At 66.6% G+C, this 25,421-nt stretch carries 27 protein-coding genes; 12 read left to right on the top strand and 15 right to left on the bottom strand.

What is annotated here, in order from left to right; all coding sequences use genetic code 11:
- Positions 1 to 7: 7 nt before the first annotated feature.
- Complete coding sequence (locus D4766_RS00820; RefSeq protein ID WP_120715745.1) at positions 8 to 1,051, bottom strand: rod shape-determining protein; 1,044 nt, start codon at positions 1,049 to 1,051, stop codon at positions 8 to 10.
- A gap of 191 nt (positions 1,052 to 1,242) precedes the next feature.
- On the opposite strand from D4766_RS00820, the gene mutL reads away from it, so the two are divergent.
- On the top strand, positions 1,243 to 3,042 hold the full coding sequence (gene mutL, locus D4766_RS00815; protein ID WP_120715744.1) for a DNA mismatch repair endonuclease MutL: 1,800 nt from the start codon (positions 1,243 to 1,245) through the stop codon (positions 3,040 to 3,042).
- A complete protein-coding gene (locus D4766_RS00810; protein ID WP_120715743.1) occupies positions 3,042 to 3,542 on the top strand; it encodes a hypothetical protein in 501 nt (166 codons plus the stop codon). Before mutL ends, D4766_RS00810 begins: the two co-directional genes overlap by 1 nt.
- A gap of 29 nt (positions 3,543 to 3,571) precedes the next feature.
- On the opposite strand, the gene D4766_RS00805 is transcribed toward D4766_RS00810, so the two are convergent.
- The 4 genes from D4766_RS00805 to D4766_RS00790 are packed head-to-tail and all read right to left on the bottom strand — an operon-like array spanning position 3,572 to position 6,809.
- On the bottom strand, positions 3,572 to 4,036 hold the full coding sequence (locus tag D4766_RS00805; RefSeq protein WP_120715742.1) for a MaoC family dehydratase: 465 nt from the start codon (positions 4,034 to 4,036) through the stop codon (positions 3,572 to 3,574).
- Between the two features lies 1 nt (position 4,037).
- On the bottom strand, positions 4,038 to 5,462 hold the full coding sequence (locus tag D4766_RS00800; RefSeq protein ID WP_234024838.1) for a hypothetical protein: 1,425 nt from the start codon (positions 5,460 to 5,462) through the stop codon (positions 4,038 to 4,040).
- An 11-nt stretch (positions 5,463 to 5,473) separates the two neighbouring features.
- Positions 5,474 to 6,058: a DUF305 domain-containing protein gene (locus D4766_RS00795; protein WP_234024837.1), complete on the bottom strand. Its 585-nt coding sequence runs from the start codon at positions 6,056 to 6,058 to the stop codon at positions 5,474 to 5,476.
- Positions 6,059 to 6,068: 10 nt separating this feature from the next.
- Positions 6,069 to 6,809: a MauE/DoxX family redox-associated membrane protein gene (locus D4766_RS00790; protein ID WP_120715741.1), complete on the bottom strand. Its 741-nt coding sequence runs from the start codon at positions 6,807 to 6,809 to the stop codon at positions 6,069 to 6,071.
- 42 nt (positions 6,810 to 6,851) lie between these two features.
- Here D4766_RS00790 and D4766_RS00785 point away from each other — a divergent pair, with 42 nt between their 5' ends.
- Positions 6,852 to 7,256 (top strand): MerR family transcriptional regulator, encoded by a 405-nt coding sequence (locus D4766_RS00785; RefSeq protein WP_120715740.1) that lies wholly within the window; start codon positions 6,852 to 6,854, stop codon positions 7,254 to 7,256.
- Here the strand turns inward: D4766_RS00785 and D4766_RS00780 are convergent.
- Both D4766_RS00780 and ychF read right to left on the bottom strand, forming a co-directional pair.
- Positions 7,240 to 8,037, bottom strand: a complete 798-nt coding sequence (locus tag D4766_RS00780; protein ID WP_120715739.1) for a DUF1206 domain-containing protein — start codon at positions 8,035 to 8,037, stop codon at positions 7,240 to 7,242. The two genes, D4766_RS00785 and D4766_RS00780, sit on opposite strands and share 17 nt — an antisense overlap.
- Before the next feature lie 70 nt (positions 8,038 to 8,107).
- Positions 8,108 to 9,208, bottom strand: coding sequence for a redox-regulated ATPase YchF (gene ychF / locus D4766_RS00775; RefSeq protein WP_120715738.1), 1,101 nt, complete (start codon positions 9,206 to 9,208; stop codon positions 8,108 to 8,110).
- Between the two features lie 64 nt (positions 9,209 to 9,272).
- Here ychF and D4766_RS00770 point away from each other — a divergent pair, with 64 nt between their 5' ends.
- Positions 9,273 to 9,542 (top strand): hypothetical protein, encoded by a 270-nt coding sequence (locus D4766_RS00770; protein WP_162935608.1) that lies wholly within the window; start codon positions 9,273 to 9,275, stop codon positions 9,540 to 9,542.
- Here the strand turns inward: D4766_RS00770 and D4766_RS00765 are convergent.
- The 6 genes from D4766_RS00765 to D4766_RS00740 form a co-directional block, all read right to left on the bottom strand.
- On the bottom strand, positions 9,539 to 10,144 hold the full coding sequence (locus tag D4766_RS00765) for a CPBP family intramembrane glutamic endopeptidase (protein ID WP_120715736.1): 606 nt from the start codon (positions 10,142 to 10,144) through the stop codon (positions 9,539 to 9,541). The two genes, D4766_RS00770 and D4766_RS00765, sit on opposite strands and share 4 nt — an antisense overlap.
- Positions 10,144 to 10,713, bottom strand: coding sequence for an aminoacyl-tRNA hydrolase (pth, locus tag D4766_RS00760; RefSeq protein WP_120715735.1), 570 nt, complete (start codon positions 10,711 to 10,713; stop codon positions 10,144 to 10,146). The genes D4766_RS00765 and pth overlap by 1 nt, the downstream gene beginning before the upstream one ends.
- A 14-nt stretch (positions 10,714 to 10,727) precedes the next feature.
- Positions 10,728 to 11,282, bottom strand: a complete 555-nt coding sequence (locus tag D4766_RS00755) for an AAA family ATPase (RefSeq protein WP_162935607.1) — start codon at positions 11,280 to 11,282, stop codon at positions 10,728 to 10,730.
- A gap of 32 nt (positions 11,283 to 11,314) precedes the next feature.
- Positions 11,315 to 12,016, bottom strand: a complete 702-nt coding sequence (locus tag D4766_RS00750; protein WP_120715733.1) for a 50S ribosomal protein L25/general stress protein Ctc — start codon at positions 12,014 to 12,016, stop codon at positions 11,315 to 11,317.
- 119 nt (positions 12,017 to 12,135) lie between these two features.
- Positions 12,136 to 13,011, bottom strand: a complete 876-nt coding sequence (locus D4766_RS00745; RefSeq protein ID WP_120715732.1) for a TraB/GumN family protein — start codon at positions 13,009 to 13,011, stop codon at positions 12,136 to 12,138.
- On the bottom strand, positions 13,008 to 13,970 hold the full coding sequence (locus tag D4766_RS00740; RefSeq protein ID WP_234024836.1) for a TraB/GumN family protein: 963 nt from the start codon (positions 13,968 to 13,970) through the stop codon (positions 13,008 to 13,010). Before D4766_RS00740 ends, D4766_RS00745 begins: the two co-directional genes overlap by 4 nt.
- 50 nt (positions 13,971 to 14,020) lie before the next feature.
- On the opposite strand from D4766_RS00740, the gene D4766_RS00735 reads away from it, so the two are divergent.
- From D4766_RS00735 to ppdK, 3 genes are all read left to right on the top strand, one after another.
- On the top strand, positions 14,021 to 14,923 hold the full coding sequence (locus tag D4766_RS00735) for a glycine--tRNA ligase subunit alpha (RefSeq protein WP_120715730.1): 903 nt from the start codon (positions 14,021 to 14,023) through the stop codon (positions 14,921 to 14,923).
- Positions 14,920 to 17,139, top strand: coding sequence for a glycine--tRNA ligase subunit beta (gene glyS, locus D4766_RS00730; RefSeq protein ID WP_120717967.1), 2,220 nt, complete (start codon positions 14,920 to 14,922; stop codon positions 17,137 to 17,139). The genes D4766_RS00735 and glyS overlap by 4 nt, the downstream gene beginning before the upstream one ends.
- Positions 17,140 to 17,241: 102 nt before the next feature.
- Positions 17,242 to 19,938, top strand: coding sequence for a pyruvate, phosphate dikinase (gene ppdK, locus D4766_RS00725; RefSeq protein ID WP_234024835.1), 2,697 nt, complete (start codon positions 17,242 to 17,244; stop codon positions 19,936 to 19,938).
- On the opposite strand, the gene D4766_RS00720 is transcribed toward ppdK, so the two are convergent.
- Positions 19,935 to 20,696, bottom strand: a complete 762-nt coding sequence (locus D4766_RS00720; protein WP_120715729.1) for a class I SAM-dependent methyltransferase — start codon at positions 20,694 to 20,696, stop codon at positions 19,935 to 19,937. The two genes, ppdK and D4766_RS00720, sit on opposite strands and share 4 nt — an antisense overlap.
- A 38-nt stretch (positions 20,697 to 20,734) precedes the next feature.
- On the opposite strand from D4766_RS00720, the gene D4766_RS00715 reads away from it, so the two are divergent.
- From D4766_RS00715 to D4766_RS00695, 5 genes are all read left to right on the top strand, one after another.
- Positions 20,735 to 21,496 carry a ComF family protein gene (locus D4766_RS00715; RefSeq protein ID WP_234024834.1) on the top strand — a complete coding sequence of 254 codons (762 nt, stop codon included), beginning with the start codon at positions 20,735 to 20,737 and terminating at the stop codon, positions 21,494 to 21,496.
- Positions 21,497 to 21,830: 334 nt separating this feature from the next.
- Positions 21,831 to 22,211 carry a phosphoribosyl-AMP cyclohydrolase gene (gene hisI, locus D4766_RS00710; RefSeq protein ID WP_234024833.1) on the top strand — a complete coding sequence of 127 codons (381 nt, stop codon included), beginning with the start codon at positions 21,831 to 21,833 and terminating at the stop codon, positions 22,209 to 22,211.
- Positions 22,212 to 22,244: 33 nt separating this feature from the next.
- On the top strand, positions 22,245 to 22,703 hold the full coding sequence (locus tag D4766_RS00705) for a MerR family transcriptional regulator (RefSeq protein WP_120715728.1): 459 nt from the start codon (positions 22,245 to 22,247) through the stop codon (positions 22,701 to 22,703).
- A gap of 12 nt (positions 22,704 to 22,715) precedes the next feature.
- Positions 22,716 to 24,515, top strand: coding sequence for an acyl-CoA dehydrogenase C-terminal domain-containing protein (locus D4766_RS00700; RefSeq protein WP_120715727.1), 1,800 nt, complete (start codon positions 22,716 to 22,718; stop codon positions 24,513 to 24,515).
- A 16-nt stretch (positions 24,516 to 24,531) separates the two neighbouring features.
- Positions 24,532 to 25,035, top strand: a complete 504-nt coding sequence (locus D4766_RS00695) for a GNAT family N-acetyltransferase (RefSeq protein ID WP_120715726.1) — start codon at positions 24,532 to 24,534, stop codon at positions 25,033 to 25,035.
- Here D4766_RS00695 and D4766_RS00690 read toward each other — a convergent pair.
- Positions 25,032 to 25,418, bottom strand: a complete 387-nt coding sequence (locus tag D4766_RS00690; protein ID WP_120715725.1) for a response regulator — start codon at positions 25,416 to 25,418, stop codon at positions 25,032 to 25,034. The two genes, D4766_RS00695 and D4766_RS00690, sit on opposite strands and share 4 nt — an antisense overlap.
- Positions 25,419 to 25,421 lie beyond the last annotated feature (3 nt).

Raw genomic sequence — 25,421 nt, 5'->3', positions numbered from 1 at the left:
CCTCAGGTCAGGCGGTCATCAAAACGCCGCGGTAGACCGGATCTTCCATCGCCCGGCCGGTGCCGATCGCTACGCAGCTCAGCGGATCTTCCGCGATCGATACCGGCAAACCGGTCTCTTCGCGAAGGTGATCGTCGAGGCCCTTGATCAGCGCGCCGCCGCCGGTGAGCACGATGCCCTGATCGACGATGTCCGCTGCCAGTTCGGGCGCGGTGTTTTCCAGCGCGATACGCACGCCTTCGACGATGGCGCCAATCGGTTCACTCAGCGCCTCGGCGATGTGCGCCTGGTTGATCTGGATTTCCTTGGGCACGCCGTTGACGAGGTCGCGGCCCTTGATCGTGATCGTCTCGCCGATGCCGTCTACGGGCGGACGGGCGATACCGTAGTCCTTCTTGATCCGCTCCGCCGTGGCTTCGCCGATCAAAAGGTTGTGGTGGCGGCGCACATAGCTGACGATCGCCTCGTCCATCTTGTCGCCGCCTGTGCGGACCGACGTGGTGTAGGCGAGCCCGCGCAGCGAAAGCACCGCGACCTCGGTCGTGCCGCCGCCGATGTCGACCACCATGCTGCCGACAGGCTCGGTCACCGGCATGTCGGCCCCGATCGCGGCGGCCATCGGTTCGAGGATCAGGTACACCTGGCTTGCGCCCGCATTCGATGCGGCGTCGCGGATCGCGCGGCGTTCGACGCTGGTCGAGCCGCTGGGCACGCAAATCACGATTTCAGGATAGCGAAGTAGGCTTTTCTTGCCGTGCACCTTGCGGATGAAGTGCTTGATCATCTCCTCCGCGATCTCGATGTCGGCGATCACGCCGTCGCGCAGGGGGCGGATCGCCTCGATGCTGTCGGGCGTCTTGCCCATCATCATCTTCGCGTCTTCGCCCACGGCCTTCACGCGCTTGATGCCGTTAAGCGTCTCGATCGCCACGACCGACGGCTCGTTGAGGATGATCCCCTGACCTTCGACGTAGACCAGCGTGTTCGCGGTGCCGAGGTCGATCGCCATGTTCTGCGAGCCGAACTTGAGGAGATTCGAGAAGAAGCCCATTGCGCCTGACAATCCGTTTATAATTCAAGCCACTGCCGCAGGAAGCTGCGACAGCTTTGGCCCGGGGGTGACGGGGAATGACGGTCCCTTACCGAATGGCCCCGCAAAAGGCTAAAAATTTTCGCCATGTTCCCCGGCTATCTGAACGGATCGCCTCGAAAATATGACAGTTGGTCGATAGAGCGCGATCGATGGCCGAAATCCGCCGCCTGCCCGAAGCTCTCGTGAACCGCATCGCCGCGGGCGAGGTCGTCGAGCGTCCGGCGGCGGCTCTGAAGGAACTGGTCGAGAACGCCATCGACGCCGGCGCCACGCGCATCGCGATCGCATTATCGGAAGGCGGCCTTGCCCGCATCGAGGTGACCGACGACGGGTGCGGGATGACCGCGGCCGAAATGGCGCTGGCGCTCGAACGGCACGCCACCTCGAAGCTGCCCGACGAGGCCATCGAGCAGGTCTCCACCCTCGGCTTCCGGGGCGAGGCATTGCCCAGCATCGCCAGCGTTGCGCGCTTCACGCTGGAAAGCCGGGTGCGCGCGGCCGATGCGGGCTGGCGCAGGGTCGTCGATCACGGAGCTTTGGTGGACGAGGGGCCTGCCGCCCTGCCGCCGGGCACCCGCGTGCGGGTCGAGCACCTGTTCGCCAAAGTGCCCGCACGCCGCAAGTTCCTGCGCACCGCGCGCAGCGAGTATGCGGCCTGCCTCGACGTGGTGAAGCGCCTCGCGATGGCGCGGCCGGATGTGGGTTTCACGCTCGACCACGATGCCGAAGGGCGGGGAGGGCGCACGGTCCTCTCGCTCCAGCCCGGGCAGGATCTGGCCGACCGGGTCGCACAGGTCGTCGCGCGCGAACTCAAGGACAACGGCGTCGGAATTGCGCTGGAGCGGGACGGCATGACGCTGGGCGGTATCGCCGGGCTGCCGACCTACAACCGCGGTGTGGCCGATCACCAGTACCTGTTTGTGAACGGTCGCCCGGTGAAGGACCGGCTGCTCGTCGGCGCGGTGCGGGGCGCCTATTCCGACATGCTCGCGCGTGACCGGCACGCGGTACTCGCGCTGTTCCTCGAACTGCCGGCCGAGGACGTCGACGTCAACGTCCACCCGGCCAAGACCGAGGTCCGCTTCCGCGATGCGCAGGGCGTACGCGGATTCATCGTCTCGGGCCTGCGCCGTTCGCTCGCGACCGGGGACCGGCGCAGCGCTCAGGCGCCCGATGCGGCGGCGATGGGCAAGTGGACGGCCGAACCCGCGCCGGCGCTCGCGTCGATCTTCGCCGGACGCGACTGGTCCGCGGCGCCGACATCGGTGCGCGAGGCGACGCAGCCCTATCGCGCTCACGGCGACGTCATGGCCAGCCCGCAGGGCCGGGCGGAAGAAGCCGAACGCCTCCCCGAGCAGGCGGAGGATTTCCCGCTCGGCATCGCGCGCGGGCAGGTGGCGCAGACCTACATCGTCGCGGAGGCAGCCGACGGGCTCGTCCTCGTCGATCAGCACGCCGCGCACGAACGGCTCGTTCTCGAACGGCTCAAGGCGGCCGGGGCGGGCGAGGCCACCGCACGCCCGCAGGCGCTGCTGATCCCTGACGTGGTCGAGATGGACGAGGTCGACTGCGACCGCCTCGAAGGGGCGGCGGAAAAGCTCGGCGCGATGGGCCTCGCCATCGAGCGGTTCGGCCCCGCCGCCATGCTGGTCCGCAGCCTGCCGCATGCACTGGCCAAGGCGAACCCGGGAAAGCTGCTGCGCGACATCGCCGACGATCTTGCCCATCACGGGGAAGCCTTGCTTCTCGGAGAGAAGCTCGACCTCGTCCTCGCGACGATGGCCTGCCACGGGAGCGTTCGGGCGGGCCGCACGTTGTCGGTGGCGGAAATGAACGCCCTCCTGCGCGAAATGGAAGCGACGCCTCGTTCGGGGCAATGCAACCACGGCCGCCCGACCTGGGTCAAGCTGCGCATGGAAGACGTCGAGAAACTGTTCGGGAGGCACTGATGCGGTTGGTTGTGATGATTTCGGCGCTTGTGCTGCTCGCATCGTGCGGCGAGCCGGAGGTCGACCCGGTCGAGAAGGCGCGGCAGGACGAGGCGGACATCGCCGCGGTCAAGGCCGCCGAAGTGCCGCCGCCCGTGCCGGTCACCCCCGAAACGATCGGCGCGCCCGATGTCGAACGCTACGACCTCTACGGCGCGGGCTGCAACTTCGCGCCGAAAGGCAGCATCGGGGCGGTCGCGTTCGCTCAGCCCGGCCGCGGATACATGAAGATCGACGGAAAGCTCGTGACCTTCGCGCCCGATATCGGCAGCGGGACATTGCCGTTGGGGGCGAAGGGCAAGTACACCGCGGGCGCCTGGTCCTTCATGCTCGATCTCAGCGAGGAAGAGGGCGAGGAAGCCGGCAGCGAGGTGATCAACTATCCCGCGCAGTTCATCCTGCGCAACGACCGGGACCAGGTCGTCTACGAAAGCCCCGGCATCGCGCAGTGTGGCTCGTGACCGGGTTGATCCCGCCTTAGGATAGTCGCCTATCCCTCGATCGGAGCGTCCGGGTCGCGGACCTGGATCAGACCGTTCGAGATCATCGTCATCACCGGTTCGTCGTTCTGGTTGAAGACGGTAAGGCTGGACTTGAAGATGCCCATCTCGGGCCGGGACTGGCTGCGACGCTTCTCGATCACCGTGCTTTCGCAGCGCAATGTGTCGCCGGGATAGACGGGCTTGATCCAGCGCAGCTGGTCGATACCGGGCGAACCGAGGCCCGCCTGCCGGTTCGCCTTCAGGTTCTCGACCAGCATCGCCATCGTCATGGCGCAGGTGTGCCACCCGCTGGCGGAGATGCGGCCGAAATGGGTCTTGGCCGCCTCCTCCTCGCTCAGGTGGAACGGTTGCGGATCGTACTTGCTCGCGAATTCGCGGACCTCGTCGGCGGTCACTTCGTAACGGCCGAAGGCGGCGGTACGCCCCGGCTCGATGTCCTCGAAATACTGCATGCTAGTCCCCCAGGCTGAATCGGGCGAACACCGTGTAGCCCATCGGGTTCTTTCCGTAATAGGAATCGAGCATGTCCGGCTTCGCGAATGCCGAGACCGTCCCGCCGAGAGCGAGGTTCACCGGACCCAGCGGCAGGCGATAGGCGTAACCGGCCTGGAACTTCGTCACCCGGAACGACCGGTCGTGCAGCGGGTCGGAATGATCGGGGAAGAGCTCGGCGTTGCGGACGTTCTCGATCCGGCCGAACACGGTGTGATGGTCGGTGATGTCGTAGTTTACTTCGCCGAGCCACGCGGTGAGAACGGGTTCGGAGCCGCTGCCGTCCGCCTCGACCAGCTTCTTCGCGCTGAACGCGCCGGTGGCCGACAGCCCGCGTCCGTTGTTGTAATGCACCGATGCCGTCGTGCGCTTCTCGTTCTCGTCGGCATGGAGTTCCTCGGGCGACTTCAGGAAGCCGTAGCTCGCCTGAAACATAAGCGCGTCCGACGGCGCGAAGCTCGCCCGGACCGACCAGGAATCCAGCTTCGGCGTCTCGATGTTCCAGCGGAACTCGTCGGGTTCGCGCCCGCGGAAGGCGCTGCCTTCCAGCTGGAACCGGCGCGCGGCCACGCCGGCGGTCACGACGCCGTAGGTGATGTGGGTGGAATCGAACCAGTGGTGGGTGATCGGCGCTTCGGAATTGTAGCGGGCGCTGGCGCGGTGCATGAACGAACTGGGCCCCAGCGCGGGCTCGCCGACCGGGCCGCCGTACAGAAAAGCGGTGGTGCCGTCCGCGATGTCGAAATCGACCCGCCCGGCCAGCTCCATGAACAGGTCGTGCGGATGCTGGCGATCGACCAGCGGCTCGCCATAGGCAACCTCGCCGGTGGCGAACAGGTTGGGGTAGCCGTCGTGGCGCATGGCGGGCTCGAGGCTCATCATCGTGCGTGCCATCCAGCGGCCACCGGCGAATTCGCCGTTCAGCGTCGCCATGCCCATCGACTGGACGTAGAACTTGTCGTCTCCGCGCGGCCCGGTCTGGTCGGTATACACCGGCCACACGAACCCGTGGAGCATCAGGGTGGTATCGCCCCCGAGACTCACCATAGCGCCGTGGTTCATGCTCTCGTTCACGGGGAGGCGCGCGGTGCCGGAGCCCTCGCCGGAGTGGGCCATTTCATGCCCCATCGCAGCGTGATCCATCCCGGCATGTCCCATGGCCCCGTGGTCCATCTGGGAGTGATCCATCTGGGAGTGATCCATCGCCCCGTGGTCCATCGCGCCATGGTCCATGCGGGTATGATCGACCGGCGCGGTCGGCGGCGTCGAAGTCGGTGCCGGTGCCGGGGCGGGCATCGCGTGCCCGGAATGGTCCTGCGCCGAAACGGGGTTGGCAAGCGAGGCAGCGGCAAGCGCGGCGGCGATGGCCGTCGTGGAACGAAGCATCAGTCGGTCTTTCAGTTGATGGGTTTCTGGGTGTCGATGCCGGTCGACTCGTCTGTCTGAGGCGGCGGGGGCGGTCGGTCGGCGTCGCGGTAGCTCGGCAGGTCGGGCGCACCGGCGGGGACGGGGCTCGCCTCGAGCTGGGCGATCATTGCCTTCATCTCGGCAATCTCGCGAATCTGCGCATCGATGATCGCGTCGGCCAGCTTGCGCACCTCGCGATCCTTGATGTGCGCGCGCTCGCTCGTCATGATCGCGATCGAGTGGTGCGGGATCATCGCCTTCATGTAACTGACGTCGTCGACCGTCTCCTGGCTTCGGACCAGCCATAGGGACAGGGCGAAGACCGCGATCGCTCCGCCGAAGATCGCAAGATTGGTCGACCGGCTCGGATACATCTTGCGCATGAAGCCGAGCATGATCACCGCCATCACGGCGCCCATGAGCAACGCCATCCACGCGCGCGTCTGGCTCCACCAGATGTGGCTCGTCGCGTAAGTGTTGAGGTACATGAGACCGTACATCACGACCGTGGAAACCGCGATCATCGCGGCAAACCGGCCGTAGCCCATCGCGGGCTTTTCGGAATTTTGGTCCATCGGTCTCTCCTCAGCCATGCGCCAGCATCCAGACCGCCATGCCGATCATGAACAGGTTCTCGGTGAGTGAAACGAAGCCCAGCGGCACGTTGCTCGACCCGCCCACGCAGGCGCACTTGAGCTCGCGCTTCTGCACGTAGACTGCGTAGAACACGCTGACCGCGCCAATGCTGCCGATGAACAGCGCGACGGGTATCGACAGCCAATCGAGCGCGCGTGCCGCCATCAGGATGCCCGCCAGCGCCTCGAGGAAAGGATAGGCGTAGGCGTAGGGCACCCAGCGCCGCGCCAGCAGGTCGTAGCCGACGAACATCGTCGAGAACTTCTCGACATCTTGCAGCTTCAGCATGGCAAGGATCGCCATCGAAAAGCTGACGAACCATTCGGCCGCCCGGACGGTCAAGGGCGAGCCTACCGTGGCATAGCTGACGGCCAAGGCCAGACCGGCCGCGATCGCGAAGACGGCGACGACCGGCTTGTAGCTTGTCGCGTCCTTGTCGGGCAGCGGGTTGCCGAAGAACCTGAGCAGGTCGGTGTATCCGCCGATCTGCTTGCCATCGATGATCGTCAGCGGTGTGGTTTCGACGCCGTGTTCGGCCTTGTAGGCGTCGGTCTGCTCGCGAGTGGTCAGCCACTGGTCGTCGACCGTGTAGCCGTGCTTTTCCAGCAACCACTTCGACTTCACGCCGTAGGGGCAGATGTGTTTATCCATGACCATGCGGGCCAGGGTCGCGGTCTTTGCATCCTTCATGCGAAGTCCTATACCTTCCGTACTACGGTACGGAGTCAAGCGATGGTTGCGCTGCGCATTTCCGAACTCGCCAAACAGGGCGGGGTGGGCGTCGAGACGGTGCGTTTCTACCAGCGCAAGGGACTGCTCGCGTCGCCAGCGGGCGATGCCGCGGGCGGTCGCCACTACGGACCCGACGACGTTCGGCGGCTGCGCTACGTGCGCGGGGCGCAGGCGGCGGGGTTCACGCTGGCCGAGATTGCCGAGCTGATCCACCTCGACCGCATCGACGACCGGCCTCGTGCTCGCGAAATGGCCCGCGAGCGGATCGCCGCGCTCGACCTGGAGATCGCGCGGCTCGAGCAGGCCCGTGCGAGCCTGTCGCGCCTCGCGGCTGACTGCGCGAAGGGCGGGGCGGGGCCATGCCCCATCCTAGCCGCGTTCGACGAGCCTACAGCTTCGGCTTGAGATCGCCCTTCCGGATGTCGGGGATGATGCGGTACCGCGCGGTGACCAGGCTGAACACGCCGAACATCAGCAGCCCGATCGCCACCAGGGTGTAGATAACGCCATTGTCGCGCAGGCCCATGATCGCTTCGCCGAGGCCGCTGACCCTCTCCGATTGGGACAGCCACGCCGACTGTATCAGCGACCATCCAATCAGCGCGAAGACGACCGCGCGCGCGGCGCTTCCCGCCCGGCCGACCGCTTCGACCGCCGAGGGCGCACGACCTGCGATATGCTTCATAAAATCGCCCGTGACCGCGTTCTTGCCCTGCATGAACGCTCCGGCGAGGAAGCCCAGGCCAACGATGCCGATGATCACCGCGCCGACTTCCCAGGCCAGCACGCCCGAGGCCATTTCCTGGCTCTGCCCGCCGGACGCGGCCTGCTTGTCGCCGGTCGCGAACTGATAGGCGGCATAGGCGAGGAAGGTGTGCGCCACACCGCTCGCGGCGTCGCCAATGCGCTTGGCAAGACCCTTGCCGTCGCTGCCGCGATGCTGGATGTCGGCGAAGGCCGATACGTACTTGAACGCCGCGTAAGCGAGCAGGCCGAGCGCGATAATCCACAGGAGCGGCGTGCCGAACGGCACTTCCTGCAGGTAATCGTACACCGACGACGCGCCTTCCTTCGCCGCGCCCCGCGTGCTCAGCGCCAGGTAACCCAGCAGGATGTAGGTCACGCCCCGTGCGGCGTAGCCGAGGCGCACGAGCGTGATGAATTGCTTCGACTTGTCGACGTCCATCGGTATCTCCCCTTTGGCAGGGGCAACGGACGACCCGGCGGATTGTGCCCGCCCGATCGTCCGTCGGCGATCAGACGTTGAACTTGAACATCATCACGTCGCCGTCCTGCACGAGGTATTCCTTGCCCTCCTGCCGCAGCTTGCCCGCCTCGCGCGCGCCGCTTTCGCCCTTCAGCGCCACGTAATCGTCGAAGGCGATGGTCTCAGCCCGGATGAAGCCGCGTTCGAAATCGGTGTGGATTTCGCCGGCGGCCTGCGGGGCCTTGGCCCCGGCGGGATAAGTCCATGCGCGGGCTTCCTTGGGCCCGGCGGTGAAGAACGTCTGGAGGCCGAGCAGGCGATAACCGGCGCGGATCACCCGGCTGAGGCCGCTCTCGGTCAGGCCCAGTTCGGTGAGGTATTCCGCCCGGTCTTCCGCCGGCATCGAAACGAGTTCGCTTTCGATCGCGGCAGAAACAACGACAGCCTGCGCGCCTTCCGCCTCGGCCTTCGCGAAGACCTGCGCCGAGAGCGCGTTGCCTTCGGCCGCGTCGTCTTCCGCCACGTTGCAGACGTAGAGGACGGGCTTGGCGGTCAGCAACTGGGCCTGCGCGAACACGCGCTCCTCGTCGTCGCCATTGGGCTGGGTGAGACGGGCGGGCTTGCCCTCGCGCAGCAATTCCAGCGCCTGGCCGAGCACGCTGGCCATGACCTTGGCTTCCTTGTCGCCGCCGGTCGCCTTCTTCTGGGCGGCGGGGACGCGCTTTTCCAGGCTTTCGAGGTCGGCAAGCATCAGCTCGGTCTCGACAACCTCGGCATCGGCGATGGGATCGACCTTGTTGGCGACGTGCTGGATGTCGTCGTCCTCGAAACAGCGCAGGACGTGAACGATCGCGTCCACTTCGCGGATGTTGCCGAGGAACTGGTTGCCGAGGCCTTCGCCCTTGCTCGCGCCCTTCACCAGGCCCGCGATGTCGACGAAGGCGAGCTGGGTCGGCACGATCTTCGCGCTGCCCGCGATCGCGGCGATCTGATCGAGCCGCTCGTCCGGCACGGCGACCTGCCCGACGTTGGGCTCGATCGTGCAGAACGGATAGTTCGCGGCCTGCGCAGCCTGCGTTTCGGTAAGGGCATTGAACAGCGTGGACTTGCCGACATTGGGCAGCCCGACGATTCCGCAACGGAAACCCATCGGTAACTCCGGGAAGGTGGGGGACGTGCCGCCGCCCTTAGCGAGCGCGCCGTGATAAAGGAAGATGACAGCGCGCTTCGCGGCATTATGGTGCCGCGCGATGAAGCGCCTTGCCGTCCTCCTCGCCCCGGCGATCCTCCTCGCCGCCTGTCAGACGTCGAACGGAGACCAGTGGAACGGCCCGCGTCTCGGCACGCCGTACCGTCAGGCGGAAAAGACCTGTTTCGACCAAGTCGAATTCGTGACCGGGGTCGATGCGAAGCGCGACTTCTTCATCGGTTGCATGAACGCGCTGGGCTGGACGCCTAAGGCGGGAGCTAAAATCGACCTTTAGTGGATCGTCGGCGATTCCGGATGGAGCCGGTCCAGCGTCTCGAAAAGGGCTCGGAGCGCCCAGACATCGTAGACGAAATGGCCGACCATGACCGTCGCGAGACTGCCGGTCGCCGCGTAGACCGCGCCGAATAGACATCCTAAGGCGAAGATCACCGCAGCGATCGGCGGCTTCGCGAAATGGACGAGGGCGAAAGCAGCGGCTGCAAGGAGTACGGCCGCTGTGTCGCCGAGGTAGTCGGCGAGCAGGGTCTGCAGCCCACCTCGGAACAGCGCCTCCTCGCCGATGCCGGCGCAGAGGGAAATCCAGGCGAACATTTTTAAGTCCTGCCTCCCGCCGAGCAGCTTGGCCGTGCCGTGCTGGAGACGGGCGACCCGCTCGAACAGGTGCGGCGCAAGCCATTGTACCAGCGCGCCGACGAGGATCAGGCCGAGACCCAGGCCGAACCCCGAGAGCAGCGCTGTGGGCGTTATCTCGACGAACCGGGAGGCCGAGCGTCCGGAAAGGCTCCACGCGATGAAGCCAAGCAGGGTGAAGAACGCCGCCTGCATGCCCATCAGCAACGCCAGACTGCCGTTGGGAAGCGGTTTGCGCTCGCCCATCAGTCTTGCTGTCGCAGAGCCACGTCGCTCATGAAGCGGGCCTCGTCACCCTCGGCCAGCCAGTGCGCTTCGGCGGCGATGGCGGCCAGCATGTCGGCGAGGGGGTCCATTTCCGCCTTGGCATAGTTGCCGAGGACGTGGCCGGTCACCCGATCCTTGTGCCCGGGATGGCCGATCCCGATCCGCACGCGGCGGAAGTCCGGGCCGAAATGCTGGTTGATGCTTCGCAGGCCGTTATGCCCCGCCAGCCCCCCTCCGGTGCGCGCCTTGACCTTCATCGGGGCAAGATCGAGCTCGTCATGGAAGACGGTGAGGTCCTCCACCCCCAGCTTGTAAAACCGCAGCGCCTCGCCCACCGCGCGCCCGCTTTCGTTCATGAAGGTGGCAGGCTTCAGCAGCAGTACCTTCACGCTCCCGATGCGTCCCTCGCGCACCCAGCCGGAAAACTTCTTGGCCTCGGGCGCGAAGCCGTGCACCTCGGCGATGGCATCCATCGCCATGAAGCCCACGTTGTGGCGGTGCAGCGCATACTGCCCGCCCGGATTGCCCAGACCTGCCCAGATTTGCATGGCGGCCGCCTAGCCTATGCCAGCCGGTCGAGGAAGGCCTCCGCCTCGACAGGCCGGCGGAACACCGCCGTGGTGCCCCCGAACCGGTCCAGGCACGCAATGATCTTGCGACGCTTCCTTCGCCTGAACAGCGTGATGTAATTCAGGAACGCAAGGTCAAATCGCTCGGCACAGTCGGGCGCGGAATCCGCGCGCACCCTGCCGTGGCTCGTCACGATACGTTTGACGGCACGCACAAGGCAGGTCGCGGTGGGATAGTCGAGAAAGAACACCGTATCGGCGCGTGCAAACCGCACGGGCAGACTGCTTCCGTAATTCCCGTCGATGATCCACCGGTTTCCTTCAACCAGCCCGGACAGCTTCGTCTGCCATTCGGTCTCGTCGCGCTCGGTCCAATGGGGCAGCCAGAACTCGGCATCGAGGTGGATGAGGGGCAGACCCGTCCGCCTCGCCAGTGCGCGGGCAAAGGTGGATTTGCCTGCTCCGGGCGATCCGATGACGAGTACACGCTGCATTGAATTCGCCTCCCCTTGAACGCGAAACGCCGGCCCATCGCTGGACCGGCGCATCGTGTGTTTTTGCCGTGGCAAAGAGGGAGAGCTTACTCGCTCTTCTCTTCCTGCTCGAGCGCGGCATCGTCGTCGACGCCCTGTTCGGTCGCGGCGGTTTCGCCGGCTTCCATGTCGGAACCAGCACCGTCGCCCGAAGCGGCTTCGGCACCTTCGGCCTTCTTGAGCGCCGAGGGGGCGACCAGGGTGGCGATGGTGAAGTCGCGGTCGGTGATGGCGCTTTCGGCGCCGGCCGGCAGCGTGACTTCGCTGATGTGGATCGAATCGCCCACGTCCTTGCCGGTCACGTCGATCTCGATCTGGTCGGGGATCTTGTCGCTTTCGCAGACGAGTTCGAGGTCGTGGCGCACGACGTTGAGCACGCCGCCCTTCTTGAGGCCGGGGCTTGCTTCCTCGTTGAGGAACACGACCGGCACGGCGACCTGGATCTTGGCGTTCTTGGCGAGGCGCAGGAAGTCGACGTGGATCGGGCGATCGGTGACCGGGTCGAACGCGACATCCTTGGGCAGGGTGCGCAGCGACTTGCCGCCGAGGTCGATCATGACGATCGAGTTCATGAAGTGGCCGGTGCCGAGCTGGCGGACCAGTTCCTTCGCCTCGACGTGAATCATGGTGGGTTCTTCGCTGCCGCCGTAAATAACGGCGGGAACGCGGCCTTCGCGGCGCAGATGACGGGAGGCTCCCTTGCCAGCCCGTTCGCGCGCCTCGGCCGGCAGGGTCAGAGCGTCGCTCATGGTATTGCCTTTCGAAGTGTACTGAACATCCGGTCCGCCACGCCTCCAGGGATGACCATGACGCCGGACCGCGCGCCGTTAGCGGGGACAGCCCGCAAAAGCAAGGCCGCCGGGGCGCATCAGCGCACCCGCCGGACCGTGTAGCCGCGCGCCGTCAGCAACTCGGGCAGGCCGGAGGGCGGGGCCATGTGAGCCGCGCCCACCGCGACGAGCGGCTTGCGGCCGGAGGCGAATAGCGCCTCCAGCTTCGCGGCCCACGCCTTGTTCCGGCGGACCAGCAGGGCTTCGCGCAAATCGGGATCGGCGAGCATACCCTCGTCCCCCTCCTTCGCGATGGCGTCCATGTCGCCGGCGAGCCACAACCGGGCGAGCTTCGCGCTGTCCTCGGCGTCCATCGTGTCGTCCTCCACCACCGCGCCGAGCAGGTCGCGCTGGTCGGCCTCGGGCAGGGTGTCGAAGATCGCGAACTGGCCCTCGATCCCCTCCAGTTCCTCGACCGGACGCGCGCCGAAATCCTTAATCAGCGCACGGTCGACACCGTTCTCGCCGATCGAATCGTCGGCGAGTTGGGCCAGGGTGATCGCCGCGGCCCACGTCTCGGTCGCCTTGAAGTCCGCCTCGCGGTAGCCGCCTTTGGCCAGCAGCGAACGGAGCCGTTCGCGCAGGGCCGGCGCGACCCGCTCGGACAGCGGCGGCAGCCCGTCGGAATGCGACAGCCGGGTGAAGGTGGCCGACAGCTTGCGCGAATCGTCGAGGCCCTTTGCCTCCACCACCAGCAGGTCGGCATCGACGATCGCCTTCTCGATCCCGGACGTGCGCCAGTTCGCCCCATCGGGCAGCGCGTGGATCGTGCCGAACAGCCAACCCGCCGGCCGCCCATCGGGCGCGGTCACGCTCCACAGCGCGGGCGTGGGGGCGGGCAGGTCGGGCGCCGGATCCCGTCCGCAAGCGGCCAGCGCCGCGGCGATCGCGAACGCGGCGAGCGCGCGGATCACTGGACGCGGGTCGTCTGGATACCGCGCGCGGCGAGGGCGGCCTGTACGCTCTTCGGCCCGGCAAGGTGGCCGGCCCCGACCGCAACGAACACCGTGCCCGGCGTCGCCAGGCGATCGGCAATCCATCCCGCCCAGGTCACGTTGCGCTGATAGAGCAGGCGTTCGAGCAGCGCGCTGTCGCCTTCGAAATCCTCGTTCATCAGGTCGGCCAGCCCATCGGCATCGCCGGCCAGCCACTCGGCCATCATCTTTTCGAGCTGCGCCTTGATGTCGCCGTTCCCCTCGATCACCTTCATCAGGTAATCGATCTGCGCGTCCTGCGGCAGTTCGTCGAACAGCGACAGCTGGTAGTCGATGGTTTCCAGCGCAGCGCGCTTCTTCGTCGCGCCGGCGCCGCTCGCCAGCGTCTTCTCCACGCCGTTCTCGCCCACGATTCCGGCCTTCGCCAGCGGGACGAGTGCGAACATCAGCGAGGCGTACCACGGTTCGAACCGGTCGAACGCCTCGACCGGCATTCCCAGCTTGACGATCGCCGTTTCGTAAGTGGCGCGCTGCGCGGGAGTGAGCAGGCCGCGCAAGGTCTGGCCAGCGGGCAGCACGCCCTTTTCCAGCACGACCTTTTGCATCGCGTTCACGTCGGGGTTGGAGATGTCGACCTCGGTCACCAGCGTGTCCGCGCTTTCGAGCGCCGGGCCGATCGCGCCGCGCATCCACGGCACGTTCTTTGGCAGGGCGTGCACCGTACCGAACAGGTAGATCGTGGTGTCGGCGTCGACCACCTTCCACAGCGCGGGCCCTTCGACCCGGGGCGCGGGCTCGGCGACGGGCACCGTCGCGCAGGCGGAGACGAGCAGCGCACCGGCTGCGGCGATCGCGACCGATGCGCGTTTGCGCAGGTGCGAGAAGAAGGTACCGTCCATCGTACCGGCTAGGTTGGGGCGGCTGCGTCCCGACTTCAAGTGCGCCGTTGTTGACCGTCCCAAACCGCCCTGCCATTGCGCGCCGCACAATGACTGCGCGCGACCCGTCCAAGTCCTTCCAGGACATGATCCTCACGCTCCACGATTTCTGGAGCGCGAACGGCTGCCTGATCCTCCAGCCCTACGACATGCGGATGGGGGCCGGCACGTTCCACACCGCGACGACGCTGCGCGCGCTGGGGCCGGAGCCGTGGAACGCCGCGTTCGTGCAGCCCTGCCGCCGCCCCACCGATGGGCGATATGGCGAGAACCCCAACCGGCTGCAGCATTACTATCAGTACCAGGTCATCCTGAAGCCCAGCCCGGCGAACCTGCAGGATCTGTACCTGCAAAGCCTCGTCGAGATCGGCATCGACCCGCTGAAGCACGACATCCGCTTCGTGGAGGACGACTGGGAAAGCCCAACGCTGGGCGCGTGGGGGCTGGGTTGGGAGGTCTGGTGCGACGGAATGGAGGTGACGCAGTTCACCTACTTCCAGCAGATGGGCGGCTTCGACTGCAAGCCTGTCGCCGGCGAGCTGACCTACGGTCTTGAACGCCTCGCAATGTACATTCAGGGCGTCGACAACGTGTACGATCTGGATTTCGACGGGCGCGGGACCAGCTACGGCCAGGTCTTTCTCGAAAACGAGCGCCAGATGTCGAAGTGGAACTTCGAGGTTGCCGATACCGACGCGCTGTTCGATCTGTTCGCCAAGGCTGAGGCGGAGTGCCGCAACGCGCTGGCCCATGATGTCCCCATCGCCGCCTACGAGCAGGCGATCGAGGCGAGCCACGCGTTCAACCTGCTGCAGGCGCGCGGCGTGATCAGCGTGCAGGAACGCGCCAGCTACATGGGCCGCGTGCGCGACCTCGCGCGGGGAAGCTGCGAGGCCTACATGGCGAAGGAAGCCGGCCGCTGGGCCGCCGAATATCCGGGGTGGTCGGCATGAGCGGCACCGAAGACCGGAGCGACTTCCTCCTCGAACTGCGTAGCGAGGAAATCCCCGCGCGCATGCAGGCTGGGGCGCGCGCCGATCTCGAACGCCTGTTCCTTACCGAGATGGACGCGGCGGGCGTCGCGGTGGGCGAGGTGACCGTATGGTCCACCCCGCGCCGCCTCGCGCTGATCGCGAAGGACCTGCCGCACGCGACCGCGGCGGTCAGGGAAGAGGCCAAGGGCCCGCCCGAAGGCGCGCCCGATGCCGCCATCGACGGGTTCTGCCGCAAGGCCGGCGTCACCCGCGACCAACTCGAGCTGCGCGAGGTCAAGGGCCGCAACACATATTTCGCGGTGATCGACAAGCCCGGGCGCGCCACGCGCCAAGTGCTGGCCGAGGCAATCCCGTCGATCGTCCGCGCCTTCCCTTGGCCCAAATCGATGCGCTGGGGCGAGGCGTCGCTCTCGACCGAGTCCTTGCGCTGGGTGCGCCCGCTGTCGGGGATCGTCGCGATCCTCGGCGAAGATCTCGTCGAGTGCGAGGTCGGTCCGGTCGTTTCAGGCTACGCGACGATGGGCCATCGCTTTCACTCGAACCGCCCGGTCACCATCGGCGGCGCGCACGACTATGCCGAGAAGCTGCGCGCCTGCCACGTCATCGTCGACGATGCCGAGCGGCAGGACACGATCCGCGCCGAAGCTGCAAAGGCCGCCGCCGACGCCGGCCTGACGCTCGTCGAGGACGAGGGGCTGGTGATCGAGAACGCAGGCCTCACCGAATGGCCGGTGCCCCTGCTGGGCCGGTTCGACGAGGCCTATCTCGACGTCCCGCCCGAGGTGATCCAGCTCACCGCGCGGACCAACCAGAAATATTTCGTGTGCAACTCCGCGGACGGAAAATTGGCAAACGCCTTCGTCTGCACCGCCAATATCGAGGCGGCGGACGGCGGCGCGGCGATCGTCGACGGCAACCGCAAGGTCCTCGCGGCGCGCCTGTCCGATGCGCGTTTCTTCTGGGAGCAGGACCGCAAGACGCCGCTCGCCGATCACGCGAAGAAGCTCGAGCGGATCACGTTCCACGAAAAGCTCGGCACCGTCGCCGACAAGGTCGACCGGGTAGCGAAGCTCGCACGCTGGCTGGTCGAATCCGATATCGTCGTCCCAGCGAAAGCTGGGACCGCTCTCGATAGCAGCGCCACCTCGCCCGCGATCCCAGCTTCCGCTGGGATGACGAAAGAGGAGTTGGCGGACCAGGCCGAGCAGGCCGCGCAGCTCGCCAAGGCCGACCTCGTCACCGAAATGGTCGGCGAATTCCCCGAACTGCAGGGTCTGATGGGCGGCTACTACGCCCGCGCCGAGGGTCTGCCGGATGCCGTCGCCGACGCCATCCGCGACCACTACAAGCCGGTCGGGCAGGGTGACGAAGTCCCCACCGCGCCGGTGACGGTGGCGGTGAGCCTAGCGGACAAGTTGGATACGCTCCGCAGCTTCTTCGCGATCGACGAAAAGCCGACCGGGTCGAAGGACCCGTTCGCGCTTCGCCGCGCAGCGCTCGGCGTTATCCGGATCGTGCAGGCCAATGGCCTGCGGATGCCGATTGCCGATGGCGAATTGCTCGAATTCTTCGCGGACCGCCTCAAGGTCCAGCAGCGCGAAGCCGGTGTCCGCCACGACCTGATCGACGCGGTGTTCGCGCCCAAAAATGACGAGGACTCCGGCGAGGACGATCTCGTCCGCCTACTCGCGCGGGTCCATGCGCTGCAGGCGTTCATGGGCACCGAGGACGGCGCGAACCTGCTGGCCGGGTACAAGCGCGCGGCGAACATCCTCAAGAAGGAAGGCTGGCACGGCGCCAACACCACGCAAGGCATCCCGCGCACCGGCGAAGAGGACCCGCTGGCGCTCGTCGACGACCCGGAAATGGCGGCGGTCGTGCGGGCGAAGCTCGAAACCGACAAACAGCTTTCCTACACGCCCGAGCCGGACGAAAAGGCGCTGATGGATGCGCTCGACATTGCGGGGCCGCGCGCCGCCGCGGCGGTCGAGGCGGAGGATTTCGCCGGGGCGATGGCGGCGCTGGCTACGCTTCGCGCGCCGATCGACCGGTTCTTTGAAAACGTGACGGTGAACGATGCCGATCCGGCCAGGCGATCGGCGCGGCTCGATCTACTCGGCGCCTTTCGCGATGCGGTGCACCGCGTGGCGGATTTCGGCAAGATCGAAGGGTGACGGGCGGAAGGTGACAAACGCGACCCCCGCAATTGCCCGAAAGTTCAACACGGGCAATGGTTTGGGTTGCCGGACCGGTATCGGATAATATCCCGGATCGGCGTGACAGGGAAGGTAAGCGATTTGCAGACGGTCTATCCATTCGGCGGCGGCGCCACCTCCGGCGACCCGCGCGCGAAGGACAAGACGATCGTCGGCGGCAAGGGCGCGAACCTTGCCGAGATGGCCGACATCGGCCTGCCGGTGCCCCCCGGCTTCACGATCACGACCGAGGAATGCGTCCGCTACCTCAACGAAGGGGGCGAGTTCCCCGCGGAGCTCCGCCGCGCGGTGGGCGAAGCGGTCGGCCACATCGAGCGCAGTGTCGGCAAGCGGTTCGGCGATGCGAACGATCCGCTGCTGGTCTCGGTGCGGTCGGGGGCGCGGGTCTCCATGCCCGGAATGATGGATACCGTTCTCAACCTGGGCCTCAACGACGAGACGGTGGAGGGGCTGGCAAAGACCAGCGGCGATGCCCGCTTCGCCTGGGACAGCTACCGCCGGTTCATCCAGATGTATTCGGACGTCGTCCTCGGGCTCGACCACGGCCTGTTCGAGGAAGCGCTCGAGATCGCCAAGGAAGACAAGGGCTACTACGCCGATACCGAGATGGAGGCGGAGGACTGGCAGGCGCTCGTCGCCGAATACCGCCGCATCGCCGAGGGCGAGCTAGGCCGACCCTTCCCGCAAACGGTGACCGAACAGCTGTGGGGCGCGATCGCGGCGGTGTTCGACAGCTGGGACAGCGACCGGGCCAAGGTCTATCGCCGGCTCAACGACATCCCGGCCGGGTGGGGCACCGCGGTCAACGTGCAGGCGATGGTCTTCGGCAACATGGGCGACACCTCGGCGACGGGGGTGGCCTTTACCCGCGACCCCGCGACCGGCGAGCGCGCCTACTACGGCGAATGGCTCGTGAACGCGCAGGGCGAGGACGTGGTCGCCGGCATTCGCACGCCGCAATACCTCACCCGCACCGCGCGCGACCGGGCGGGGGCAAAGCCGCTCTCGATGGAGGAGGCGATGCCCGACGCCTACGGCGAACTGGCGCGCGTGTTCGACCTGCTCGAGGGCCATTACCGCGACATGCAGGATATCGAATTCACGGTGGAACGCGGCAAGCTGTGGATGCTGCAGACCCGCACCGGCAAGCGAACCGCCAAGGCCGCCCTCAAGATGGCGGTCGACATGGCGGGCGAAGGACTGATCGACGAGAAAACCGCGATCCTGCGCATCGATCCGATGGCGCTCGATCAGCTGCTTCACCCCACGCTTGACCCCGAAGCCCCGCGCGACGTGCTGACGACCGGACTGCCCGCCAGCCCCGGGGCGGCCAGCGGCCGGATCGTGCTCGACGCCGATACCGCCGAAACGTGGGCGGGGCGGGGCGAGAAGGTCATCCTCGTTCGCGTCGAGACATCGCCCGAAGACATTCACGGCATGCACGCGGCGCAGGGCATCCTCACCGCGCGCGGCGGGATGACCAGCCATGCGGCGGTCGTCGCGCGCGGAATGGGGCGCTGCTGCGTCTCCGGCGCGAGCGCGGTGTCGATCGACCTCAAGGCGCGCACGCTGCGCATCGCCGGGCGCGACCTCGCGGAGGGCGACGTGCTGACGCTGGACGGCAGCACCGGGCAGGTGATGGCGGGAGAGGTCGCGACGATCGAGCCCGAGCTCGCCGGCGACTTCGGCACCCTGATGGAATGGGCCGATCGCCACCGCCGGATGGGCGTGCGCACCAACGCGGAAACACCGGTCGACTGCCGCATGGCAGTGAGCTTCGGCGCGGAAGGCATCGGCCTCTGCCGCACCGAACACATGTTCTTCGACGCCAGCCGCATCAGTGCGGTGCGCCAGATGATCCTGGCCGAAGACGAAGCGGGCCGCCGCAAGGCGCTTGCCCTGCTGCTCCCCGAACAGCGCGCGGACTTCGCCGAAATTTTCTGCACGATGGCAGGGCGCCCGTGCACCATCCGCCTGCTCGATCCGCCCCTGCACGAGTTCCTGCCGCAGGGCGATGCCGAGTTCGAGGAACTGGCCGAGGCAACCGGGTTCGGCGCCGACCACCTCAAGCGCCGCGCCGCCGAACTGCACGAATTCAATCCCATGCTCGGCCATCGCGGTTGCCGGCTCGGGATTACCTATCCCGAAATTTACGAGATGCAGGCCCGCGCCATCTTCGAGGCGGCCTGCGATGTCGCCGCCGACGGCGAGGCACCCGTGCCCGAGGTGATGATCCCGCTGGTCTCGTCGAAGCGCGAACTCGAACTGATGCGCGCGCTGGTGGACCGCACCGCCGAGGCGGTGTTCACGGAGAGGAGCGCCAGAATCGACTATCTCGTGGGCACGATGATCGAACTTCCGCGCGCCGCGCTGATGGCGGGAGAGATCGCGGAGGAAGCGACTTTCTTCTCGTTCGGGACCAACGACCTCACCCAGACGACGCTCGGGGTCAGCCGCGACGATGCCGGCCGATTCCTTGGCGCTTACGTCGACAAGGGCGTGTTCGCCCGCGATCCGTTCGTCAGCATCGACATCGACGGCGTGGGCGAGCTTGTCGAAATCGCCGTGGAGCGGGGGCGGGGCACTCGCAGCGACATCAAGCTCGGCATTTGCGGCGAACACGGTGGTGACCCGGCGAGCATCGCGTTCTGCGAGAAGGTCGGCCTCGACTACGTTTCCGCCAGCCCGTACCGCGTTCCCATCGCCCGCCTCGCTGCCGCGCAAGCGGCGCTCAGAGCGGGGGCGGGGGACGCTTAATTTTGCCAGCCGGTCAGCGTCAGGATTTCCAATGTTTCCACCACCCGGCCATGCCGGTCGGCTTCGTCGAGAAACGCCGCCCGCGCTGCAGCGAGGCCGGCCTTCGTAACGGGCGGCGCGGCATCGGCCAGCGCACTCGTAAGGCCCTGCGCGCGCAGGTCGGCGACGAGATCGTCGAGCGCGCTGTACCGCAGCCGCAGGGTCCACGCGTCGGACACCTGCCGCGCGAAACCCGTTCGCTGCAGCAATGCCGCACCGCCCTGCGCATCGACCGCGGGATGCAGCCGCGCTGCCGGCCGCTCGCCATCAGCGGCGAGCAGGGCACCGCGCAGTCGTTGCAGACTGCCCGCGCCGACCATGTTGGCGAGCATGACCCCGCCGCTGTCGAGCGCGAGCCGCTGGTGGATCAGTGCGCCGGGCAGATCGTTGACGGTGTCGAGCACTCCCAAACTGACGATCAGTCCGAACCCGCGCCACGGGTAGGGCGCTTCGAGATCGAGCGTACCGGGATCGGCCACCGTGACCCGCCAGCCCTTGCGTTCGAGAAGGCGCCCGAGTTCGCTCGCACCCTTTCCCAGGACAAGTGCGCGATCGGACTCGAGCATCATGAATTCGATCCGCTCGACCGCGTCCTCGACCAGCGCCTCGGCCAGCCATCCGGCGGCATCTTTTCGCGCGGCGAGTTGTCGTGCCCGCGCGGCACGCGCATCGAGGCGACTCCGGCTGAAGATCGTCGGGGGTCCGTCGCGGGTCGCCATCGCCGGCTTTCCTGCGCGAGAGACGCGCGGCTTGCAAGATGGCGCTTCTGACGAGGATGGGGTTCGCGCGCGTCATCGGCGATAGCCTCGCTCCGGTGGTGGACCTCGTGTACCCGCCGCGCTGTCCCTTGTGCGGCGATGCCATCGACGCGCAGAGCGGGCTATGCAGTACGTGCTGGGCTATGCTCGACATTCCCGGCGAGCCGGCGTGCGCCGCATGCCAACGGCCGCTGAGCGGCTTCGCGGTGGACGAGAACGCGATGTGCGCGCCGTGCATGGCCACAATGCCCCGCCACGACGGCATCGCGGCCGGCACCATCTACGGACCGGCGTCGCGCAAGCTGGTGCTGGCATTCAAGCACGGGCGCCGGATTGCCCTGGCACCGATGCTGGCGCGCCTGATCGCGGCGCGCCTGCCGGTTCTCGAAGGCGCTTGGCTGGTCGCGCCCGTCCCGCTGCATCGCTGGCGCCTGTGGAGCCGTGGGTACAATCAGGCGGCTCTGCTTGCGAAGGAACTGGCGCGCACGACCGGGCAGGAACTCGCCGTCGATCTCCTGCGGCGCACAAAGCGCACGCCGAGTCTGGGCGGTCTCGGGCGTAAGGCAAGGGCGCGGGCGCTCTCCGGTGCGATCGCCCTTTCGTCCAGCGGACGAGCCCGCGTTGCCGGAGCGCGGATATTGCTCGTCGACGACGTGCTCACAAGCGGGGCTACCAGCGAAGCCTGCGTGCGGGCTCTTAAAAAGGCGGGGGCGCAGAAGGTGGTGATCGCATGTTTCGCTCGCGTGATCGACGACGCGTGAGCTTGGTTTGGAAGAGGGAAGGCTCAAACGGAAACGCCCGGGGCGCGAACCCCGGGCGTACCGTGACGAAACATATTGGACCCGCCCAGAAGATCTGGACTGCGGCGACGCCCCCCAGCAGTCGCCTGGATCCGATCCCTCATCGTCGCATCGCCGAAGTCGCGAATTGTTCGCGTGTCGTCCGGCGATGATCCCTGAACCTGGCGCTCTTTCGGCACCGGCATTCCGGCCGCGCTTCTGTTTCCGTCCGCGCACCTTGGTGTCTCACCGAACGTTCGTTCATGACAGCGCCATCTTGCGTAAGCGCCGATTTTGAAAGATTGCTGTGGTTATCGTGCAACAAACCGAATTCATTCCCACAGAGCGACCGGATGCCCCGTTCACGCCCAAGTTCGACGCTGCCGGTCTCCTGTCCGCGGTCGTCGTCGATGCGGGGTCGCGAGAGATTCTCATGGTCGCGTTCATGGACAACGAAGCGCTGGAAATGACCCGCGCAACGGGCTTCGCGCATTTCCATTCGCGCTCGCGCGGGCGCCTTTGGAAGAAGGGCGAAACGTCCGGTCACGTGTTGGCGGTCGAGCGCATCCGCGTCGATTGCGACCAGGATGCACTCGTGCTCGAGTGCCGACCGGCCGGGCCCGCCTGCCATACGGGACTAACGAGCTGCTTCTATCGCGAACTCGACGGCGAAACTCTCCGGCCCGTCAAGACTTGACGCAAACGTAAAGCAGTCGCTATTTCGCGCCGTATGGCCGAACCCGCCCGACACTCTTCCGCAACCGCACATCAGGGCGCACATATCGATCGCCCGGATCGGCTCGAGCGTGAGCAGTTCTCGATATCCGACCTGACGGAAGAGTTCGACTGCACGGCCCGCGCGCTCCGCTTCTACGAGGACGAGGGTTTGATCGCCCCGCGCAGAGTGGGGTTGGCTCGGATCTATTCCAAGCGCGATCGCGCGCGCCTCGCCTGGATCATGCGCGCGAAGAACGTCGGCTTCAGTCTCGGCGAAATCCGCGAGATGATCGACCTATACGATCTCGGCGACGGCCGGCAGGAACAGCGCCGCGTCACGATCGAGAAGTGCCGCACGCACATCGAGAAACTGAAGGCGCAGCGGGCCGATATCGATTCGGCCATCGCCGAACTCACCCAATTCGTCGCCCACGTCGAGGACATCGTCGAAGATGCCGACGACGCCGGATAACAAGGATCCATCATGCCCACTTACACCGCCCCCACGCGCGACGCGAAGTTCGTCATCAACGAAATGCTCGACCTGCCCGGCCTCGGCAACCGCCCGGGCTTCGAGGCAGCGACGCCCGACCTGATCGACACGGTGATCGACGAAAGCGGCAAGTTCTGCGCCGAAGTCATCGCGCCGATCAATGCGATCGGCGACCAGGAAGGGTGCACCCGCCATGCCGACGGATCGGTGACGACCCCGACCGGCTTCAAGGCGGCGTTCGACCAGTACGTCGAAGCGGGCTGGGCCACCCTGTCGCAGCCGGAGGAAGTCGGTGGGCAGGGCATGCCCCACGTCCTCGGCTTCGCGATGGAGGAGTTCGTATCGTCGGCCAACCAGGCGTTCGGGATGTATCCCGGCCTCACCACCGGAGCGGTGAGCGCACTGCTGGCATTCGCCAGTGACGAGCTGAAGGCGAAATACGTGCCCAACATGATCGCCAACAAATGGCTCGGCACGATGAACCTGACCGAGCCCCAGTGCGGTACCGACCTCGGCCTGATCCGTACGAAGGCGGAGCCGAAGGGCGACGGCACTTATGCGATCACCGGCACGAAGATTTTCATTTCCGCCGGTGAGCACGACCTGACCGAGAACATCATCCACCTAGTCCTCGCCAAGACTCCGGGGGCGCCGGACAGCAGCAAGGGCATCAGCCTGTTCGTGGTGCCCAAGGTGCTGGTCAACGACGATGGCTCGCTGGGCGAGCGCAACGGGGTGCAGTGCGGCTCCATCGAGCACAAGATGGGCATCCACGGCAACGCGACCTGCGTCATGAACTACGACGGCGCCACGGGCTGGCTGGTGGGCGAAGAGATGAAGGGTCTCGCCGCCATGTTCGTGATGATGAACGCCGCCCGCCTCGGCGTAGGGATCCAGGGTCTCAGCCAGGCCGAAGTCGCATACCAGAATGCCGTCGCCTACGCCCGCGACCGGCGCCAGGGGAGGGCGCTGACCGGACCCGCCGAACCCGAACAGAAGGCCGATCCCATCATCGTGCATGCCGACGTGCGCCGCATGCTGATGGACGCCAAGGCCTTCACCGAAGGGATGCGCGCGCTCTACCTATACGCCGCGCTTCAGGTTGACATGACGCACAAGGCCGTGAGCGAAGAGGAGCAAACCGCCGCCGACGATCTGCTCGGCCTGCTGACCCCGGTCATCAAGGGGTACGGCACGGACAAGGGTTTCGACACCGCGGTGCAGATGCAGCAGGTGTTCGGCGGCCACGGGTACATCGCCGAATGGGGCATGGAGCAGTTCGTGCGCGATGCACGGATCGCCCAGATATACGAAGGCACGAACGGCATCCAGGCGATGGACCTGTGCGGTCGCAAGCTCGCGAGCAAGGGCGGGGCGGCGATCCAGGCATTCTTTGCGAAGGTCGAAGAAGAAGCTGCGGCCGCGGAAGGCGATCTCAAGCCGATGGGCGATGCGCTGGCCAAGGCGGTCGGCGAGCAGAAAGCTGCGACGATGTGGTTCATGCAGAACGCGATGGCCAATCCCAATAACCTGGGCGCGGGCGCGCATCACTATATGACGATCATGGGCATCGTGTCCCTGGGGTGGATGTGGCTGAAGATGGCGCGGGTCGCCGCGGCACAGGTCGCATCGGGCGCCGGCGACAAGGCGTTCTACGAAGCCAAGCTTACCACGGCACGCTACTTCTTCGAACGGTTCGTGCCCGATTGCGGTGCGCTGCGGCGCAAGATCGAGGCCGGTGGCGAAGCGATGATGGCGCTGGACGAGGACGCCTTCCTCACCGCCGCCTGAGCCGCAGCCTGCCCCCGTGACCGCCATCACCTTCCGCACCGTCTTGCCAGGCGATGCCGAGGCGATCGCGGCGATCTACGCGCATCACGTACTGCACGGAACGGCGACGTTCGACATCGATCCGCCGCCGGTGCTTTTCTGGGCCGAAAAGATTGGCGCGATCGCGGAGCGGGGTTGGCCGTTTCTCGTGGCCGAAGCGGGGGGTTCGGTGGTCGGCTACGCCTACGTCGCGCAATTTCGCGACCGTCCTGCGTACGCGCGCACGTGCGAGGATAGCATCTACGTTGCTCCGGAAGTGACCGGTCGCGGGATCGGGCGGGGATTGCTCGAAGCGTTGATCGATGGCGCCCGGGACTGCGGTTTCGAGCAGATAATTGCGGTCATCGGAGGGGCCGAGCCCTCAAGCATGGGACTTCACGCGCGGTGCGGTTTCGTCGAGGCCGGACGGATGCGCGCCGTGGGCCGCAAGTTCGGCCGCACCCTCGATACGGTCTACATGCAGCGGCCTCTGTCGGGTTAGGACGAAGGCGCCGCGTCTCGGTCCGTTTCTCCGTCGACCATGTCCATCACGAACCGGATCACCTCGTCCGCTGCGCGCGGTTTGGCGAGGATCGGCGCACCGAGACTGCGAAGGAACTCGCCGACGCGGTTGAGGTCGCCGGTATGGAGCACGAACGGAATGCGCTGTTCGGTGAGCCGGCGCGCGGCTTCCTCGCACGTTTCGCCGTGACCGAGGTTCACGTCGAGCACGGCGCCACAGAGCTGGTCTCGCTCGATCTCGGCGACAGCCTCGCGACAGGAAACCGCGGTAACCGCGTCGACCCCCGCATCCTCGAACGCGAACATCAGGTCCATCGCGATGAGGGGCTCGTCCTCGAGAATCAGGTAGCGCTTGACTTGCATGGA

It is taken from the genome of Tsuneonella amylolytica, assembly GCF_003626915.1.
GTDB lineage: Bacteria > Pseudomonadota > Alphaproteobacteria > Sphingomonadales > Sphingomonadaceae > Tsuneonella > Tsuneonella amylolytica.
The sequence above is the reverse complement of the archived record's forward strand: the minus strand, read 5'-3'. Positions and strand labels throughout refer to the sequence as shown.